This is a genomic window from Thioclava sp. L04-15, assembly GCF_002020275.1.
GTDB classification, from domain to species: domain Bacteria; phylum Pseudomonadota; class Alphaproteobacteria; order Rhodobacterales; family Rhodobacteraceae; genus Thioclava; species Thioclava marina.
On sequence record NZ_MPZW01000002.1, the window covers coordinates 241,920 to 256,100 of the forward strand.

Annotated in this window: 15 protein-coding genes; 6 read left to right on the forward strand and 9 right to left on the reverse strand. The window is 65.0% G+C overall.

What is annotated here, in order from left to right; all coding sequences use genetic code 11:
* Nucleotides 1-10 precede the first annotated feature (10 nt).
* Complete coding sequence (locus BMI90_RS07320; RefSeq protein WP_078527707.1) at nucleotides 11-793, reverse strand: hypothetical protein; 783 nt, start codon at nucleotides 791-793, stop codon at nucleotides 11-13.
* 504 nt (nucleotides 794-1,297) lie between these two features.
* Between BMI90_RS07320 and BMI90_RS07325 the strand changes: the two genes are divergently transcribed.
* Nucleotides 1,298-1,831, forward strand: a complete 534-nt coding sequence (locus BMI90_RS07325) for a helix-turn-helix domain-containing protein (RefSeq protein WP_078527709.1) — start codon at nucleotides 1,298-1,300, stop codon at nucleotides 1,829-1,831.
* Between the two features lie 676 nt (nucleotides 1,832-2,507).
* On the opposite strand, the gene BMI90_RS07335 is transcribed toward BMI90_RS07325, so the two are convergent.
* From BMI90_RS07335 to BMI90_RS07350, 4 genes are all read right to left on the reverse strand, one after another.
* Nucleotides 2,508-3,884, reverse strand: coding sequence for a hypothetical protein (locus BMI90_RS07335; protein ID WP_210401930.1), 1,377 nt, complete (start codon nucleotides 3,882-3,884; stop codon nucleotides 2,508-2,510).
* A gap of 265 nt (nucleotides 3,885-4,149) precedes the next feature.
* Complete coding sequence (locus tag BMI90_RS07340; protein ID WP_078527715.1) at nucleotides 4,150-4,578, reverse strand: hypothetical protein; 429 nt, start codon at nucleotides 4,576-4,578, stop codon at nucleotides 4,150-4,152.
* Between the two features lie 53 nt (nucleotides 4,579-4,631).
* Nucleotides 4,632-5,123, reverse strand: a complete 492-nt coding sequence (locus BMI90_RS07345; protein ID WP_078528121.1) for a cytochrome b/b6 domain-containing protein — start codon at nucleotides 5,121-5,123, stop codon at nucleotides 4,632-4,634.
* Between the two features lie 52 nt (nucleotides 5,124-5,175).
* On the reverse strand, nucleotides 5,176-5,715 hold the full coding sequence (locus tag BMI90_RS07350; RefSeq protein WP_078527717.1) for an EF-hand domain-containing protein: 540 nt from the start codon (nucleotides 5,713-5,715) through the stop codon (nucleotides 5,176-5,178).
* A 173-nt stretch (nucleotides 5,716-5,888) separates the two neighbouring features.
* Between BMI90_RS07350 and BMI90_RS07355 the strand changes: the two genes are divergently transcribed.
* Together BMI90_RS07355 and BMI90_RS07360 are read left to right on the forward strand one after the other, a co-directional pair.
* Nucleotides 5,889-6,614 (forward strand): response regulator, encoded by a 726-nt coding sequence (locus BMI90_RS07355; protein ID WP_078528123.1) that lies wholly within the window; start codon nucleotides 5,889-5,891, stop codon nucleotides 6,612-6,614.
* Nucleotides 6,611-7,981 carry an ATP-binding protein gene (locus BMI90_RS07360; RefSeq protein ID WP_078527719.1) on the forward strand — a complete coding sequence of 457 codons (1,371 nt, stop codon included), beginning with the start codon at nucleotides 6,611-6,613 and terminating at the stop codon, nucleotides 7,979-7,981. Before BMI90_RS07355 ends, BMI90_RS07360 begins: the two co-directional genes overlap by 4 nt.
* On the opposite strand, the gene BMI90_RS07365 is transcribed toward BMI90_RS07360, so the two are convergent.
* Together BMI90_RS07365 and BMI90_RS07370 are read right to left on the reverse strand one after the other, a co-directional pair.
* A complete protein-coding gene (locus BMI90_RS07365; RefSeq protein WP_078527721.1) occupies nucleotides 7,978-9,288 on the reverse strand; it encodes an MFS transporter in 1,311 nt (436 codons plus the stop codon). The genes BMI90_RS07360 and BMI90_RS07365 overlap by 4 nt on opposite strands.
* 8 nt (nucleotides 9,289-9,296) lie before the next feature.
* Nucleotides 9,297-9,554 (reverse strand): metal-sensing transcriptional repressor, encoded by a 258-nt coding sequence (locus tag BMI90_RS07370; RefSeq protein WP_078527723.1) that lies wholly within the window; start codon nucleotides 9,552-9,554, stop codon nucleotides 9,297-9,299.
* A gap of 54 nt (nucleotides 9,555-9,608) precedes the next feature.
* On the opposite strand from BMI90_RS07370, the gene BMI90_RS07375 reads away from it, so the two are divergent.
* The 3 genes from BMI90_RS07375 to BMI90_RS07385 all read left to right on the forward strand — a co-directional run bounded on the left by BMI90_RS07375 (nucleotide 9,609) and on the right by BMI90_RS07385 (nucleotide 11,543).
* A complete protein-coding gene (locus BMI90_RS07375) occupies nucleotides 9,609-9,950 on the forward strand; it encodes a hypothetical protein (protein ID WP_078527725.1) in 342 nt (113 codons plus the stop codon).
* A 114-nt stretch (nucleotides 9,951-10,064) separates the two neighbouring features.
* Nucleotides 10,065-10,733 carry a HupE/UreJ family protein gene (locus tag BMI90_RS07380; RefSeq protein ID WP_246831520.1) on the forward strand — a complete coding sequence of 223 codons (669 nt, stop codon included), beginning with the start codon at nucleotides 10,065-10,067 and terminating at the stop codon, nucleotides 10,731-10,733.
* Between the two features lie 15 nt (nucleotides 10,734-10,748).
* Nucleotides 10,749-11,543, forward strand: coding sequence for a hypothetical protein (locus BMI90_RS07385; RefSeq protein ID WP_078527729.1), 795 nt, complete (start codon nucleotides 10,749-10,751; stop codon nucleotides 11,541-11,543).
* Nucleotides 11,544-11,587: 44 nt separating this feature from the next.
* Here BMI90_RS07385 and chrA read toward each other — a convergent pair whose 3' ends face one another.
* Nucleotides 11,588-12,967 carry a chromate efflux transporter gene (chrA, locus tag BMI90_RS07390; RefSeq protein WP_078527731.1) on the reverse strand — a complete coding sequence of 460 codons (1,380 nt, stop codon included), beginning with the start codon at nucleotides 12,965-12,967 and terminating at the stop codon, nucleotides 11,588-11,590.
* Nucleotides 12,964-13,800, reverse strand: a complete 837-nt coding sequence (locus BMI90_RS07395; RefSeq protein WP_078527733.1) for a sulfurtransferase/chromate resistance protein — start codon at nucleotides 13,798-13,800, stop codon at nucleotides 12,964-12,966. The genes chrA and BMI90_RS07395 overlap by 4 nt, the downstream gene beginning before the upstream one ends.
* Nucleotides 13,801-14,181 lie beyond the last annotated feature (381 nt).

A 14,181-nucleotide genomic window follows, 5' to 3' on the forward strand; every position in this document is an offset into this window, starting at 1 on the left:
CAGAGACGGTTTAGGCGGCGTCTTTGTCGCGGACGGAGTGTGGCTTCATCGCGACGACCGATTTCATTGAGTAATTGAACCGTGGGTTGAGCCTTTCGACCATCCGGTGCCGGCCATTCATCTGGAAGCCAAGATGCAACATGGCAATGATCATATCCGTATTCGATACGTAATTGTGTCCGATCACCACGTTTCCGAAGAGCCGGAAGGGCGTTTCTTCGGCTCGGTGCTTCAGGAAGTAGGCCCCTTTTTCTTGCGTCGTCTTGATCTTCTCGAGGCAGGACGCATAGGCCAGCGCATGAAGGAGGCTATCACGTTTCGCGATGTCCGTTACCTTGGCACGAGACTCGCTGATCCGCCTGCGCCAGATTTCTGACCGGACATTGCCCTGCATGTGGACAGGCACACCAGCCAGCTCGTCGCGGATGTGGCGGTTTTCCGGCCAGAGAAATCTGTTGCCGTACCCCATGTCGTTGATTTCCGGATCCCGTGAGGCTTCCTTCACCATAACGGTCGTCGCGAGGATATCGTAGATGTTCCGGGCCGACACGACGAGCGCGCGAGAGCGGGCGAAGTCTGCTGCCGCCTGGAAAGAGAGCTTGATTTCATGCTCGCCATCAGGCGCGGCCTGGAGCGTCCGCCTGAAGCCCGTGGCGGTGTGAAAGCCTAAGGCGCGCGCAACGAGCTCCGGGCGGAGGCTGGGTGCGATACTCGGCAGATGCAGTGCCTCGGCCTTTTTCAAGTTAGGCAAGTCGGTTGCAGACAGGTGAAACGGAATGGTTGCGTCGATCATGCTCATCTCCAAGGCCGTGATCGCCGGTTAGACACGACCATCGAGTGAGAGATCGAGGTCAAGTGCAGTATCAGGAGACGAAGGTTTCAGCCGGCGACAGCTACGGGATTCACCCTTAAAACTTAACGTAGTGGTGAGTCGTGCGTGTTGCAACACCATCTTTGATGAGGCCGCGGGTTCGGGCATTCGACGAACGCGCGCGGGCCACGGGTGTAGCGCTTGCCAAGAAGACGCGCTATCCTGGTGAGAGAAACCGGAAGTCTTCGGGGGTTGACGGGCATTTCGCGATGGCAAGTATTTGCCCCCACGGGTAGGTGTAGATCTCGGCCCACCTGCCCCAAGAACCTGAACAGCTAAGTACCGTGATCCAGTCACCGGGAAGCAGCAGCCATCGGGATACCGGAATACAGGTGGGCGTAGAAACTGCACACCGCCGACCCTTTGGAGCGCCTTGTTCCAAGGAAACGTGGCTCGTAGATCCAATGTCGAAAGGAGGCACGAGCCATGCCCCAGAAAAAGACCCCGCCACAAAAGGCAGCACCTGCCCCGGCAAAACGCCAGAAGTCTTCGACCGAAAGGATCTTCGGTCCTGCTGTTATGAGCCACGGATTTACCGGGGTTCCGAACATTCTCGTTCGGGGCCAGAAGCGTCTTGGGTTGAACACGGCCCAGTTCAATATTCTGGTTCAACTGCTGAGCTATTGGATGGACCCGGCGAAGCCCCCCTTCCCGTCGAAACGGAAGCTGCTTGAGCGTCTGGATATGTCTGAGACGACCTTGCAGAAGCATATTCGCGACCTGGAGGCACAGGGGTTTCTGAGGCGCGAGCAGCAAACGACAGCGGCAGGGGATTTCGGATCCAACATCTATCATCTCGACGGGTTGGTTCGGAAGTTGAAGAAGCTTGCCCCGGATTTTGACGACGAACGGGCCGAACGTGAAGCCGCGCGCCAGAAGACCGAGCGCCCGAATGCACGCGCAAACGCTCGGGCAGCGGCTGCCAGGCAGCGACCGACAGCGACAAAGACCGAGGACTGAGACCGATGTCGATGACCCCGATCCGGCATCCTTCGGGGGCCCTCGCCTTCGGACGGCTGCTTGAGATGCGCGCGCCTGGCATTATACTGCCGGCCGGTGAGATCCGCCTTTTTCGTGGTCGGCACACTGGTCCCAATCGCGGCTTTGGCGCCGAACACATCTGGGCTGAACACGAGCGCGAGATGATCGCGGCCGGTTTTCCCGATTTTGGGTCCGTGGCCGGGTATGTCGCGACGATTGTCCGAGAGGGCACTCCCGTATTCTTCGGGGATCACAGTTGGCGGTCTCTCAGGGCTATGGCTGTTCGCTCGCGGACCGGGACCGCGATTGTTGAACACCGTACGCCACGTGGAGAGGATGCGCATTGGTCGGTGATCACGGCCTACTCTGGAACGAAAACGCACGGCACCCGTGTGGGAACCGTGCGTTGATCGATGTGCTCGCAGTAGCAGCGCGTCCTTAGCTCAAGGGGTCGGACGCCACCCTTACGTGTCCTGCAAATGGCTCTCTTGGCAGAACCATCATCCAAGTGGGCGGAGCGATATCCAAGATAACCCGGCCCAAGATGCTCTTTATGGCACATCGCAAAGATAATGATTGAGCGCAGAGAGTCAAGGATTGTGCTGCGTACGCAGACCTAAGGGGACGCTTACAGTTGTTGCACCGGACCACTCCCCTACTCAGGTTTCCAGGCGCAATCCGTCCAGTGCTGCTCATGGCGCCGCACGAACTCGGTCATCGATGTGATGTTTGCCTCAGGGCTCCGGCACGCGCGAGCACAAGTGGCGACGACCTCCTGATAGAAGGATCGGTCGACCGAGAGAGGGCCAGCGAAGTTGAGGATCAGGTCGTCGAGCCGATCAGCGATCCGATCGCCACGGGGAACCATGACGAAGCTGGGTGGCGACCCGTAGGTATTGATCAGGATATATCGCCAGCTTGGATCGGCCGCACCGGTACTGGGAAGCAGTTCCCAAGGGTTTGCGTCTCCACCGCCAGAAATCTCGGTGTAGACGTCCTCCAGCGCCTGTGGTTTGCGCGCGATCAGCACATATGGGCCGAATGCGGTGAAGTAACCTGAGCGCTCATCCACGCCTATGCCAAGAAGCCTCTCGAGGCGGTGGCGGACGTTTTGGTCAAGATCCGCACGGCCGGAGATGAACCACTGGAGCTCTCGAAGTGAGATCCCGACTGCGGTCGCGATTTCGGCGGGAGGGTTTGGCCAGCACTCAACGAGGTTGCGGGCCAGAGCTGGGACTTCCTCACGACCGTTGTAGGGTGGATCATCGTCGACCTCATTTCGACCTGAGCCCCGCTCTTGCCCCGTGAGCAGCCAGATCCTTCCGTCAAGTTCGTCCTTATGGAAGTATCGAGGTTGCGTTGGTGGTATTGCGGTCTCTTGGGGGTAGAGCCAGGGTCCCGGTGTCCAATCCATCCCGTTGGCGGAGAACCGTTTGGTCTCACGAACTGGGAGCGCGAGCCATTGTTCAACTCGGTCGCGTGTCTCCCGGCTTTCGCTCGCACGAGCTCCGCGACTGCTTTCGTAACCATGGCTGTCCACAGCACTTTGACACAAGGCCAAAACCGAGTTTCCCTGCCCGGGACGTTCAGTGCGGCACCACCCCAACCAGCGCGCAGCATCCTGGGCTGATCGCAACGCTGCTGGATGGGTCCTATCGCCGGCCTCGGCAATCGTGAGGCGCACACCGATTTTTGCCAGGTCTGAAGCCAGACTCGGGCATGCGCTGGCCACGTGACGATTGACGCGCAGCGTGTCCGGCATCCCACGCAGGCCCTCGCCTTGCGACCATGCCTCCTGCAGAACGCTCAGAATGGGCTTCGGTTCAGCAACTGTTGAAAACGTCATCCAGCGTATGGGCAATCTTGCTACGCTGAGACCATAGATCAGCAGTGGGGAAAGATCGTGTCGTTCCGCGTCGGCTAGCTTGATGGGATCCCGTACGGAAACAACACCATGTTTCGGGTGCAGGAAAACGAAACGCGCCACCGCAACATAGAAGAAGTGCTCACGCGCCATTTTCTCTTCAGACACCGGGTATGCTCCAAAAGTTTCTTGTCGGACGCTTCAAGCCTAATGCCCGAAGCTGCAACGATGAAGATGAAATTGCGCTTCCCCGCCATCGAACGGTTCTGCACGTTTCTGCGGCGGCGTTTCTTGTGGGGACTATTCCGGGAACGAGCTGCGAAGGCATCGACACCAGGCTTGAACTTCAAGGGTTCCTACCTTGCCGGATCCATGAGCCTGTTTGCGGGGCGGTCGGTCAAGATGACCGACGTCCGAACCGCCCCCGCGCTTTTCACTTCGCCCCGAAATCCTCCAGGGTAACCCCGCCATCGGCGTTCTTGTCGAGGGCGGTGAACCACGGCTCCACGCCTTTCAGAAACTCCTCGCGGCTGACGCGGCCATCAGCGTCCAGATCGCTGGCAGCAAGGCTCATGCCATCGGCGACCTTCTGCATCTGCGCGCGCTGATCGTCCTGGTAATTCGCCACGTCGGCGGCGCGGGCCTCGTCGAACAGGACGTATTCTTCAGCATCGAGGACGCCATCGTCATTCGCGTCAAAGCTGGCGAAGACATTGCCGCGCATTTCCTGCAACTCGGCCAGTGTGGCGATGCCGTCGCCGTTCAGATCCCAGGCCTGCATGAACTGGTCGCCCGGCGTGGTCTGTGCCAGTGCGGCGCTGGCGGTCAGAACGAAAGCCGTGGCTGTGATCGAGAGTTTCATCGGTTATCCTCATGTTCGGGGAGGGACCCGCGCACGGGGCGCGGGCCGGGCGGTCATGCCTCGGGGCGGATCATCCGCACCATCACATTGTTCTTCAGCACCAGCCGGTGGAACGGCACGGCCAGAACATGCAGCGCGATCAACGCCAGAAGCGCGACCTTCAGCACGTTGTGGACCTGCGCGGCCAGCACGACATCGCCGAACCACGCCATCAGGCCCGTGACCGACATCGCCGCGATCAGCGCATAGAAGGCCCAGTGCGCCACATGCGAAAGCGTCTTGAGCGGCCCGGGTTCGTTTTCGGGCGGCGGCGGGGCGCCACGCTTGAGCCGCAGCACCAGCCGCCAGACAATCAGCGCCAGGATCAGCGCGCCGCCCGCGACATGGGCGAGGATCAACGGATCGAATGCATAGCTCTCGCCCGCGCGGATCGCGCGCCACGCGCCTGCGATGGCATCCTTGAAGATATATTGGCCGGCGATCAGCGCGGCCACGCCCCAATGGAGCGCGATCTGGGTGGCGGAATAGCCCTTGGGGGTGGTCATCATCTGTCCCTCAATAGTGGCGGGGCGGGCCAATTGACCCGCCCGGTCGGTTTCAGTTCGAGCTGGTCGGCGTGGGCGCCACAACTGCGTGCATCGCCCCCATCCGGGCCATCATCTGCGCCGGAAAGGTCAGCTCATCATTGCTGATCTGGCCGTTGCCATCGGCGTCGAGCATCGCGAAGGGCCGGTCGGCAAAACCGCGGGTCGCCTCGGCGAAGAGCGCCTGAAACTCGTCCTTCGACAGCGAGCCATCCGTGTTGGCATCGTATTTCGCCTGCAGCGCGGTGATGCCCGCCTTGGCCTCCTCAGCGCTGACCGCGCCATTGGCGTCAGTGTCGAAGGATTTGTAGAGCGCGCTGTCGGTCATCGGGTTGGCGCCCATCGGGCCATGGCCGCCGAACGGGCCACGCTGCATCATCATCGCCGGGCCGGGCATCGCACTGCCCTGGGCGCCATGCATCATCTGCATCATCTGCTGCGGGCCACAATTGCCGCCCGGTCCCCAGCCGCCAGCAATGGCGGGAATGGCCAGTGCGCCGATCACCGCGGCGGTAGCGGCGGCGCCAAGGGTCAGGATCGTCTTGCGTTTCATATCATCACCTCTTCGGGTTCATGTCTCGATGAGGTCAAGATGGCGCCGCTCTGTCGCAGAGATGTGCCAGCGCGCAGGGAGTTTTGTATCGGTTTGTCGCAAGGCCCCGCGGCTGCGACGATCTGCGACGCGAATTCTTCCCGGGGCGCCCCACGATGGGTTATGAACGGGCCATGAGCGATGCCCCCCATATCCTTGTCGTCGACGATCACCGCGAGATCCGTGATGCCGTCACGCGCTATCTCGAGAAGAACGGGATGCGCGCCCAATCCGCCAAGAACGCCGCCGAGATGGATGCCGCGCTGAAGCTCGGGCGCTTCGATCTGGTCATTCTCGATGTGATGATGCCGGGCGAGGACGGGCTTTCGGCGGCGCGGCGGCTGTCGGCCGCAGGTGGGCCGCCGATCCTGATGCTGAGCGCGCTGAGCGAGGAAACCGACCGGATCATCGGGCTCGAGATCGGGGCCGATGACTACCTGCCCAAGCCCTTCAACCCGCGTGAGCTCTTGGCGCGGGTCAAGGCCATCCTGCGGCGGGCCGAGCGGGCGCAGCCGCTGGCAGGCGCGCTTGGCGGGCGCAAGCTGGCCTTCGCGGGCTGGGTGCTTGATACCGACACGCGCGACCTGCTGCGCGAGGCAGATGGCGAGGCGGTCTCGCTGACCACGGCCGAGTTCAGGCTGTTGACGGCCTTTCTGGAGCGGCCGCGGTTCGTGCTGTCGCGCGAGCAGTTGCTCGATATCACCAGCGGGCGCACGGCGGATGTCTTTGATCGCACGATCGACAATCAGGTCAGCCGGTTGCGCCGCAAGATCGAGGCCGACCCCGCGCATCCGCAGATCATCATCACTGTGCGCGCGGGGGGCTACAGCCTCGCCGCCGATGTGCGCGAGGTGTCATGAAGCGGTTCATGCCTCACAGCCTGATGGGGCAGCTTGCGGCTCTGGTGCTGGTGGCTTTCGTGGCCGCGCAGGCGGTCAGTGCCTGGCTTTTGACGGATGAGCGCAGCACCGCCTTGCGGACCGCACAGGAGCAGGAGACCATCGCGCGCAGTGCCGCCGTGGTGCGCGCGATCGAGGGCGCGCGCCCCGAGACCCGCGCTAGCATCCTTGCGGCGGCGAATTCGCGGCTGGTGCATTTCGCGGTGGCCCCCGCGCCCGGCGTTGAGGCCGCCGCGCCCGAGGCGTTGGACACCCAGTTCGCCGAGATGCTGGGGGGCGCTCGCCCTCTGCGCGCCGAAGAATTTGTCGTGTCACCGCGCGATGGTCACCGCGCCGATCCGCCCGGGTTCCTGGCCTGGCTGCCCGAACGGATGAAGGCGGCGGGCATGGCGCCGGTGGAGTGGCGCCTTGCGGTGCCGCTCAGCGACGGGCAATGGCTCAACGTCAGTTCGTCCTTCGAGCGGCCCGGGTTCCGGCTGCCGCCAGCGATCCTGGGGCCAAGCCTGCTGTCGCTGGCGCTGGTGCTTGGCGCACTCTGGCTTGGGTTGCGGCGCATTACCGACCCGCTGCGCAGGCTTGCGCGCGCCGCCGACAGCTTTGGCCTGGATGCACCGCCGCCCGCGATGCCAGGCACTGGCCCGCGCGAGGTGCAGGCGCTGGCCGAGGCGCTGACCCGGATGCAGGCGCGTCTGTCGGGGATGCTCGCCGAGCGCACGCATATGCTGGCCGCCCTCGGGCATGATCTGCGCTCGCCGATCACCGCGCTGCGGCTGCGCGCCGAGATGGTCGATGACGACGAGACGCGCGAGCGGATGGTGGCCTCGCTCGACGAGATGCAGGAGATGGTGGAAACCACGCTGGCCTTCGCGCGCGGGGTCTCGCCCGATCAGCCGCTGGAACCGGTCGATCTGGGGGCAATGCTGTCCGAACTGGCGGCCGAGCTGTCGCGCAGCGGGGCGGCGGTTGCGGTTGTGGATGCGGAGCCTGCGGTCCTTGCGCTCAAACGCGTGCCGATCCGCCGGGCTTTGCGCAACCTTATGGAAAACGCGCAGCGCTATGGTGGCGGCGCGCGGGTCAGCCTGCGGCGCGGGCCCGAGGCGGTGGAGATCGTGGTCGAGGATGACGGCCCCGGCATCCCCGAGGCCGATCTGGAGCGGGTCTTCGCACCCTTCACGCGGCTGGAAACCTCGCGCTCGCGCGAGACGGGTGGAACCGGGCTGGGCCTGTCGATCGCCCGGGCGATCCTGCGCGCGCAGGGTGGCGAGGTGCGCCTGTCGAACCGGCCCGGCGGCGGGTTGCGGGCAACGGTCCGACTGCCCGCCGCTTAGGCGCGGAACCAGTGTGGGTGCAGGTCGTCGATGATGAACGGGTGGCTGTGGCCCGCGCCCTCGGCATGGGCGCGCAGGTGCGGGTGATCGGCGGGCAGGTCAGGGTGCTGATGCGGCACCTCCACCTCTTCTTTCTTGGGCCACAGGCGTAGCGCCGCGACCACGCCCACCAGCCCCACGACCGACATCAGCACGAAGGTCGCGGGCAGACCGAAGCCCGCGCCGAACCGCCCCGCCAGCGGATAACAGATCAGCCACATCGCATGTGACAATGCGAATTGCGCGGCGAAGAGCGCCGGCCGGTCCTCAGGGTGCGCGGACCGCCGCAGCAGCCGCCCCGAGGGCGTTTGCGCCGCGCTATAGCCAAAGCCGATCAGCGCCCAGAGTGCCATGAGCCAGCTAAAGGACGGCACCAGCGCCCCCACCGCCGTGCCGATCACCAACCCCGCTGCGCCACCGATCATCACCGGGCGGTCGGCCAACTTGTCGAGCAGACGCGGCAGCGCGAAGGCTGCGATCATCGAACCGCCCCCAAAGGCCGCGAGCGCCCAGGCAACCTCGGCCTGACCCAAACCAAAGCGCGCCTTCACGATAACCACGGTGTTGACGATCACCATCGCGCCCGCCGCCGCCACGGCGAGGTTGATCGCCAAGAGCCCGCGCAGCCGCGGCGTGGCCAGATAAAGCCGAACCCCGCGCGTGGTGCGGTCCCAGATGCCGCGCCGCGGGCCGGGGGTGGGCGTGGGCAGGCGCGTGCTGATCACCAGCGCGGCCGAGGCCAGAAACCCGACGACGGTGCCCGCGAAGAGGTTGTGGAAGTCGATCACCGTCAGCAGCGCCGCAGCCAGCATCGGCGAGAGCAGGCTTTCCAGATCATAGGCCAGACGCGAGAGCGACAGCGCGCGGGTATAGTCCTCTTCCTCGGGCAGGATGTCGGGGATCGTCGCCTGAAAGGTCGGCGTGAACCCGGCCGAGGCCGCCTGAAGCACGAAGATCAAGAGATAGATCTGCCAGATCTCGGTGACGAAGGGCAAAAACAGCGCCACGCTTGCGCGCACCAGATCCAGCGCCACCAGAACTGCCCGCCGCGGCAGCCGGTCGGAGAGCGCCTGCGCCACCGGGGCAAGGCCGACATAGGCGATCATCTTGATCGCCAGAGCCGTGCCCAGCACCGCGCCCGCATCGGCGCCCGCCAGATCATAGGCCAGCAAGCCAAGCGCCACGGTCATCAACCCGGTGCCCACAAGCGCGATCACCTGCGCGGAAAACAGATGCCGATAGGTGCGGTTCTTCAGAATGGCAAGCATTTGGCCCCTCAGAGCAATTTGGTCAGCGCCTTCATCTCGGCCAGCACCTCGCCCGCGTCATGATCGAGGCAGTGGTCGATATGATCATGGATCAGCACCCGCTTGGCCGAGGTGATCGCGCTTTCGACCGCCGTCAGCTGGCGCGCTATGTCGAGGCAGCCCTGTTCGGCCTCGATCATGCCGATGACATGGCGCAAATGCCCCTCGGCGCGTTTCAGCCGCTTGATCAGGTCGGGGTGGGTTGCATGGCGATGCGGTTCTGACATATGAACCACATATCCCCCCAGGGGGGATAAGGCAAGACAACCGGAGCAGGCAGAGTGCGGGCAGACCATCGGCATTATGCGAGGCGCATCACCCATGCGCTGTGCCTTTGGCTGGGCCTTGTCGCGCTGATCCTTGCGCCCCTTGTGCTCACCCAGACCCATGCCCCGGCCTCGGCGCTCGCGCTCGAAGTGACCGTGCAGCACGGACATTCGCACGCTGGGCAGACGGCTGCGCCCGCGCATGACACCGCCGACCACGAGCATCAGACGATCGCGATTCTGCCCGAGGCCGCGGGCATCGCCACGCCCGTGCAGATCAGCCTTGCGACGAATGTCGGGCTGGTCCGGCCCTCGCTGCCGCCGCAGGCTTTGCGCCGACCGCCACGCCAGATTTGAACGCTCCCGGATCCCGGGGGCCGCTCCCCCACCCGCGTTCAAACAAGGACCAAGACCATGATTTTCCGCAAGGCTTCCGGCACAAGCCGGAGCATCCCACTCCAATTCGCCCTGATGTCGGCGATCGTTCTTGCCCTGATCGGCACCGCCGATGCGGCGCTTGCCCATGCCGTCACGCTGGGCGACAAGGGCTATATCAAAGAGGTTTCGGGGGTGAACATCATTCCCTTCCTCTATCTCGGCGCCAAGCACATGGTAACCGGATATGACCATATCCTGTTTCTCTTCGGCGTGATCTTCTTTCTCTACGGGATGAAGGAGATCGGGCTTTACGTCACGCTCTTTGCCATTGGCCATTCCACGACCATGCTGGCCGGCGTCTGGTTCAACTTCGGTATCAACAGCTATGTCATCGACGCGATCATCGGGTTTTCAGTGGTCTACAAGGCGCTCGACAATCTGGGTGCCTTTCGCAAATGGTTCGGGGTGCAGCCCGATACGCGGCTGGCCACGCTGATCTTCGGCTTCCTGCACGGCTTTGGCCTGTCCTCGAAGATCCTCGATTACAACATCTCGCCCGACGGGCTGTTGCCGAACTTGCTCGCGTTCAACGTCGGCGTCGAGATCGGCCAGCTCACAGCGCTGGCCGCGATCCTGCTGGTGATGAACCGCTGGCGCGCGACGCCCTCCTTCGCGCGGCAGGCAATTGCCGCCAACACCCTCATGATGACCGCCGGTTTCGCCCTGATGGGCTTTCAGATCACCGGCCTGATCCTCAGCTAAGTTTCGGAGTTTCCCATGCAAAACCGTTTTGACATTGGCACCGCCCCCATGCCGCCCCTGCGCGCCGAGGCCCGCCCGACCGCGCGCGACGCCGAGGGCCATATCCGCGGCGTCACCATCGGCGCGCCCGGTCTGATCCGCGCCACGCTTGGCGCGGCGGTCGCCGGAACCGCGATCCTCGTGCTTGCCTGGCTGCCCGCCGAATATGGCATCGACCTGACCGGGCTCGGGCGGGTGACGGGCCTGACCGAGATGGGCGAGATCAAGCAACAGCTTTACGCCGAGGCTGCGGCAGAGGACGCCGCGAAACCCGCACCAGCGGCGGCCCCGGCGTCCACCGATCCGCAGGTTCTGGAGCGTCTGACCGCAATCGAGGCACAACTGAGCGCGATCGCGGCGCTCATCGGGGCTGCCCCGGCGGTGCCCGCCCCGGCAGCGGTCGTGCAACAGGCCGCGCCCGTGTCCGCAGCATCCGCTGTGGCCGAACCCGCCGCCCCGGTCTGGCGCGACAGTTGGAGCTACACGCTGCAACCCGGCGACGGGATCGAGGCCAAACTGAAGATGACCGAGGGTGCGCAGGCCGAATTCGACTGGACCGCCAGCGGCGGCGTACTGAACCACGACATGCACGGCGACGGCAGCGGCAAGGAGATCAGCTATGAACAGGGCCGCGGCGTGCCCGGTCAGGCGGGCGTGCTGACCGCCGCCTTCACCGGAAATCACGGCTGGTTCTGGCGCAACCGCACCGACGCCCCTGTGACCATGACGCTGCATGTGCGCGGCGAGTATGAGCGGCTGCTGACGCCGTAACGCCCGAACGACCGCGCCCGCCGTTCCGCGGGCGCGGTCTGCGCTCAGCCCGCCAGCCCGGCCAGATGCAGCACGATCCCCGCCATCGCCGCCCCGCCCAGCACGGTGGCCATGCCGAGCTTCAGCCGGAACACCGCGATCAGGGCAAGGACCGAGAGCGCCGCCGCCGCCCAGTCGATCGAGGCCATGACCGGCACATCGACCGAAACGGGGCCCGCCGCCAGATGCGTAACCTCGCGCCAGATCACATGCATCGCAAACCAGATCGCGAGGTTCAGGATCACCCCCACGACCGCCGCCGTCACCGCGCTCAGCGCGGCCGACAGGGCGGTGTTGCGGCGCAGCCGCTCCATCCAGGGCGCGCCAAGGAAGATCCAGGCAAAGCAGGGCGCGAAGGTCACCCAGGTGGCCAGAAGCCCGCCCAAGGTGCCTGCCAGCAGCGGCATTTCCCAGCCCGCCTCGCGGAAGGCGCCCATGAAGCCCACGAATTGCAGCACCATGATCAGCGGCCCGGGCGTGGTTTCGGCCATGCCGAGCCCGTCAAGCATTTCGCCCGGCGCGAGCCAGCCGTAATGGCCCACCGCCTCTTGCGCGACCCAGGCCAGCACCGCATAGGCGCCGCCGAAGGTCAGCACGGCGAGCTTCGAGAAAAACGTGGCGATATCGGCAAACACGCTGCCGGGCGCGATCAGCCACAGCGCCGCCACCGGCATCAGCCACAGCACCAGCGCGCCGAAGCCTGCGCGAAACGCCGCCCCATCTGCCGCGCCGCGCGTGTCGATATGCTCCTCGCCCAGCAGGGTCTGCGCGTCGGCCACATGGGTCTTGCCCACCGCGCCATGCCCGCCGCCGGGGCGAAAGGCCGCCAGCCCCGCCCGCGCGCCCGCCCAGCCGATCAGCGCGGCCGCCAGAACAATCGCCGGGAACGGCGCGCCGAACAGGAAGATCGCCACGAACGAAGCCAAGGCAATCGACTGCATCGCGCGGTTGCGCAGCGCGCGCTTGCCGACCCGCACCACCGCCTGCACGACGATGGCCAGCACCGCGGCCTTGAGCCCGAAGAACAGCCCCGCGACAAGCCCGACATCGCCCAAGGTCGCATAGACCCAGCTCAGCGCCAGGATCGCCAGAACCCCGGGCGCGATGAACAACAGCCCCGCCACCAGCGCCCCGCGCACGCCATGCATCAGCCAGCCGATATAGGTGGCGAGCTGCTGCGCCTCGGGGCCGGGCAAGAGCATGCAGAAGTTCAGCGCATGCAGGAAACGGTCATCGCCCAGCCAACGTTTCTCCTCGACCAGGATGCGGTGCATCACCGCGATCTGGCCGGCCGGGCCGCCGAACGACAGCGCCGCGATCCGCGCCCAGACACGGGTCGCCTCGGCCAGGCTGGGATAGGCCGGGGCCGTTTCGGGGCCGCTCATGCCGCACCGCCGGGCCGGTTCGTCGGCCAGTTATGGGTTTCGCCCGTCGCATCGCGGCACCAGCGATAGAAGGCATCATAAAGCGCCATCCCGGCCCCCAGCTGTTCCAGATCGTCGGCATACATCCGCGACAGCCCGAGCGAAGCCGCCAGCAACCCCGCCGCTTCGGGGGCCAGATCGGGGCGCGCGGTATCGGCGCCGCGCACGATCGTGGCCAGCCGCTCGAGCGCGGGCAGCGCCAGCCCGAATTCGGCCAGCATCACGTCGAAGGTGCACAGATCGCCCCGGTGGCTCCAGAACGTGTCCTCGATATCGAAGGGCATCCCGCCGTAAAGCGCCGCGACGGCGGTCACCTCGGCGGGCGCGACGTAAAGGAACACGGCACGCGGGTCGATGAAGCGGCGGATCAGCCAGGGACAGGCGATGCGGTCGACCTTGGGGCGGGATCGCGTGACCCAGACGCTGCGGCCCGCCGCGTCGCGCGCGGTGATTTTGGCCGGGTCGATCAGCGGCAGCCCCGCAGCGCTCCAGACGGCATAGCCACCCTCGAGATATTCTGCTGCGATCCCGTGACTGCGCAACAGCGCGGCCAGCCCCTGACTGCGGCCATGCCCCTCGGCGCAGGCTACGACGACCGGCCCTTGCAGCGTCGCGATCAGGGCGGGCAAGCGTTCCGGCGTCAGATCGCCCTCGGAGACCGCACGGGCGCCGGGAAGTATCAGGGGGGCTTCGGCGCGCAGCGCATCGCGCCGCGTGTCGAGAAGCGCGGGACAGCGTGGCGTGCCAAGCAGTTTGGCGAGTTTGTCGGGTGTAATGGCGTCGGGCGCAGGCATATGCGTTCCTCCCAAGGGCTCGGGGTGATGTGGAACGCGAGCTTCGGCTGTCGCCTCGTGGGGAGATCGCGGATCCCCATGGCCCAAGCGTCGCTTCTGACGGCGGGATTGTCAATCGCGAGGGTATTTCTGGTGCGCGGGGGAAGGTGATCGGCGAACAGACGCAGATACTCGCCGCCGTGACAGGGGCCATGTCGCACCTAAGGCTTACTGGATCGTCGGCATAAGCGACAGGCGAACCTGCAAGACAGACGCTGCTGATGGCACTTTTTCATATCAAGCTTTTGGCCCAATATGCGACTAGAAAGATTTCCACGACATGACATGACCGCCGGATCATCCCTTGAGGCGCAGCAGGCCCGTGTCCAGCGAGAATTTGGT

Bases quoted from the DNA above. Each gene is read 5' to 3' on its own strand.
- BMI90_RS07320 (WP_078527707.1), bottom strand. From the start codon at position 793: ATGATCGACGCAACCATTCCGTTTCACCTGTCTGCAACCGACTTGCCT.
- BMI90_RS07325 (WP_078527709.1), top strand. From the start codon at position 1,298: ATGCCCCAGAAAAAGACCCCGCCACAAAAGGCAGCACCTGCCCCGGCA.
- BMI90_RS07340 (WP_078527715.1), bottom strand. From the start codon at position 4,578: ATGAAACTCTCGATCACAGCCACGGCTTTCGTTCTGACCGCCAGCGCC.
- BMI90_RS07345 (WP_078528121.1), bottom strand. From the start codon at position 5,123: ATGACCACCCCCAAGGGCTATTCCGCCACCCAGATCGCGCTCCATTGG.
- BMI90_RS07350 (WP_078527717.1), bottom strand. From the start codon at position 5,715: ATGAAACGCAAGACGATCCTGACCCTTGGCGCCGCCGCTACCGCCGCG.
- BMI90_RS07355 (WP_078528123.1), top strand. From the start codon at position 5,889: ATGAGCGATGCCCCCCATATCCTTGTCGTCGACGATCACCGCGAGATC.
- BMI90_RS07360 (WP_078527719.1), top strand. From the start codon at position 6,611: ATGAAGCGGTTCATGCCTCACAGCCTGATGGGGCAGCTTGCGGCTCTG.
- BMI90_RS07365 (WP_078527721.1), bottom strand. From the start codon at position 9,288: ATGCTTGCCATTCTGAAGAACCGCACCTATCGGCATCTGTTTTCCGCG.
- BMI90_RS07370 (WP_078527723.1), bottom strand. From the start codon at position 9,554: ATGTCAGAACCGCATCGCCATGCAACCCACCCCGACCTGATCAAGCGG.
- BMI90_RS07380 (WP_246831520.1), top strand. From the start codon at position 10,065: ATGTCGGCGATCGTTCTTGCCCTGATCGGCACCGCCGATGCGGCGCTT.
- BMI90_RS07385 (WP_078527729.1), top strand. From the start codon at position 10,749: ATGCAAAACCGTTTTGACATTGGCACCGCCCCCATGCCGCCCCTGCGC.
- chrA (WP_078527731.1), bottom strand. From the start codon at position 12,967: ATGAGCGGCCCCGAAACGGCCCCGGCCTATCCCAGCCTGGCCGAGGCG.
- BMI90_RS07395 (WP_078527733.1), bottom strand. From the start codon at position 13,800: ATGCCTGCGCCCGACGCCATTACACCCGACAAACTCGCCAAACTGCTT.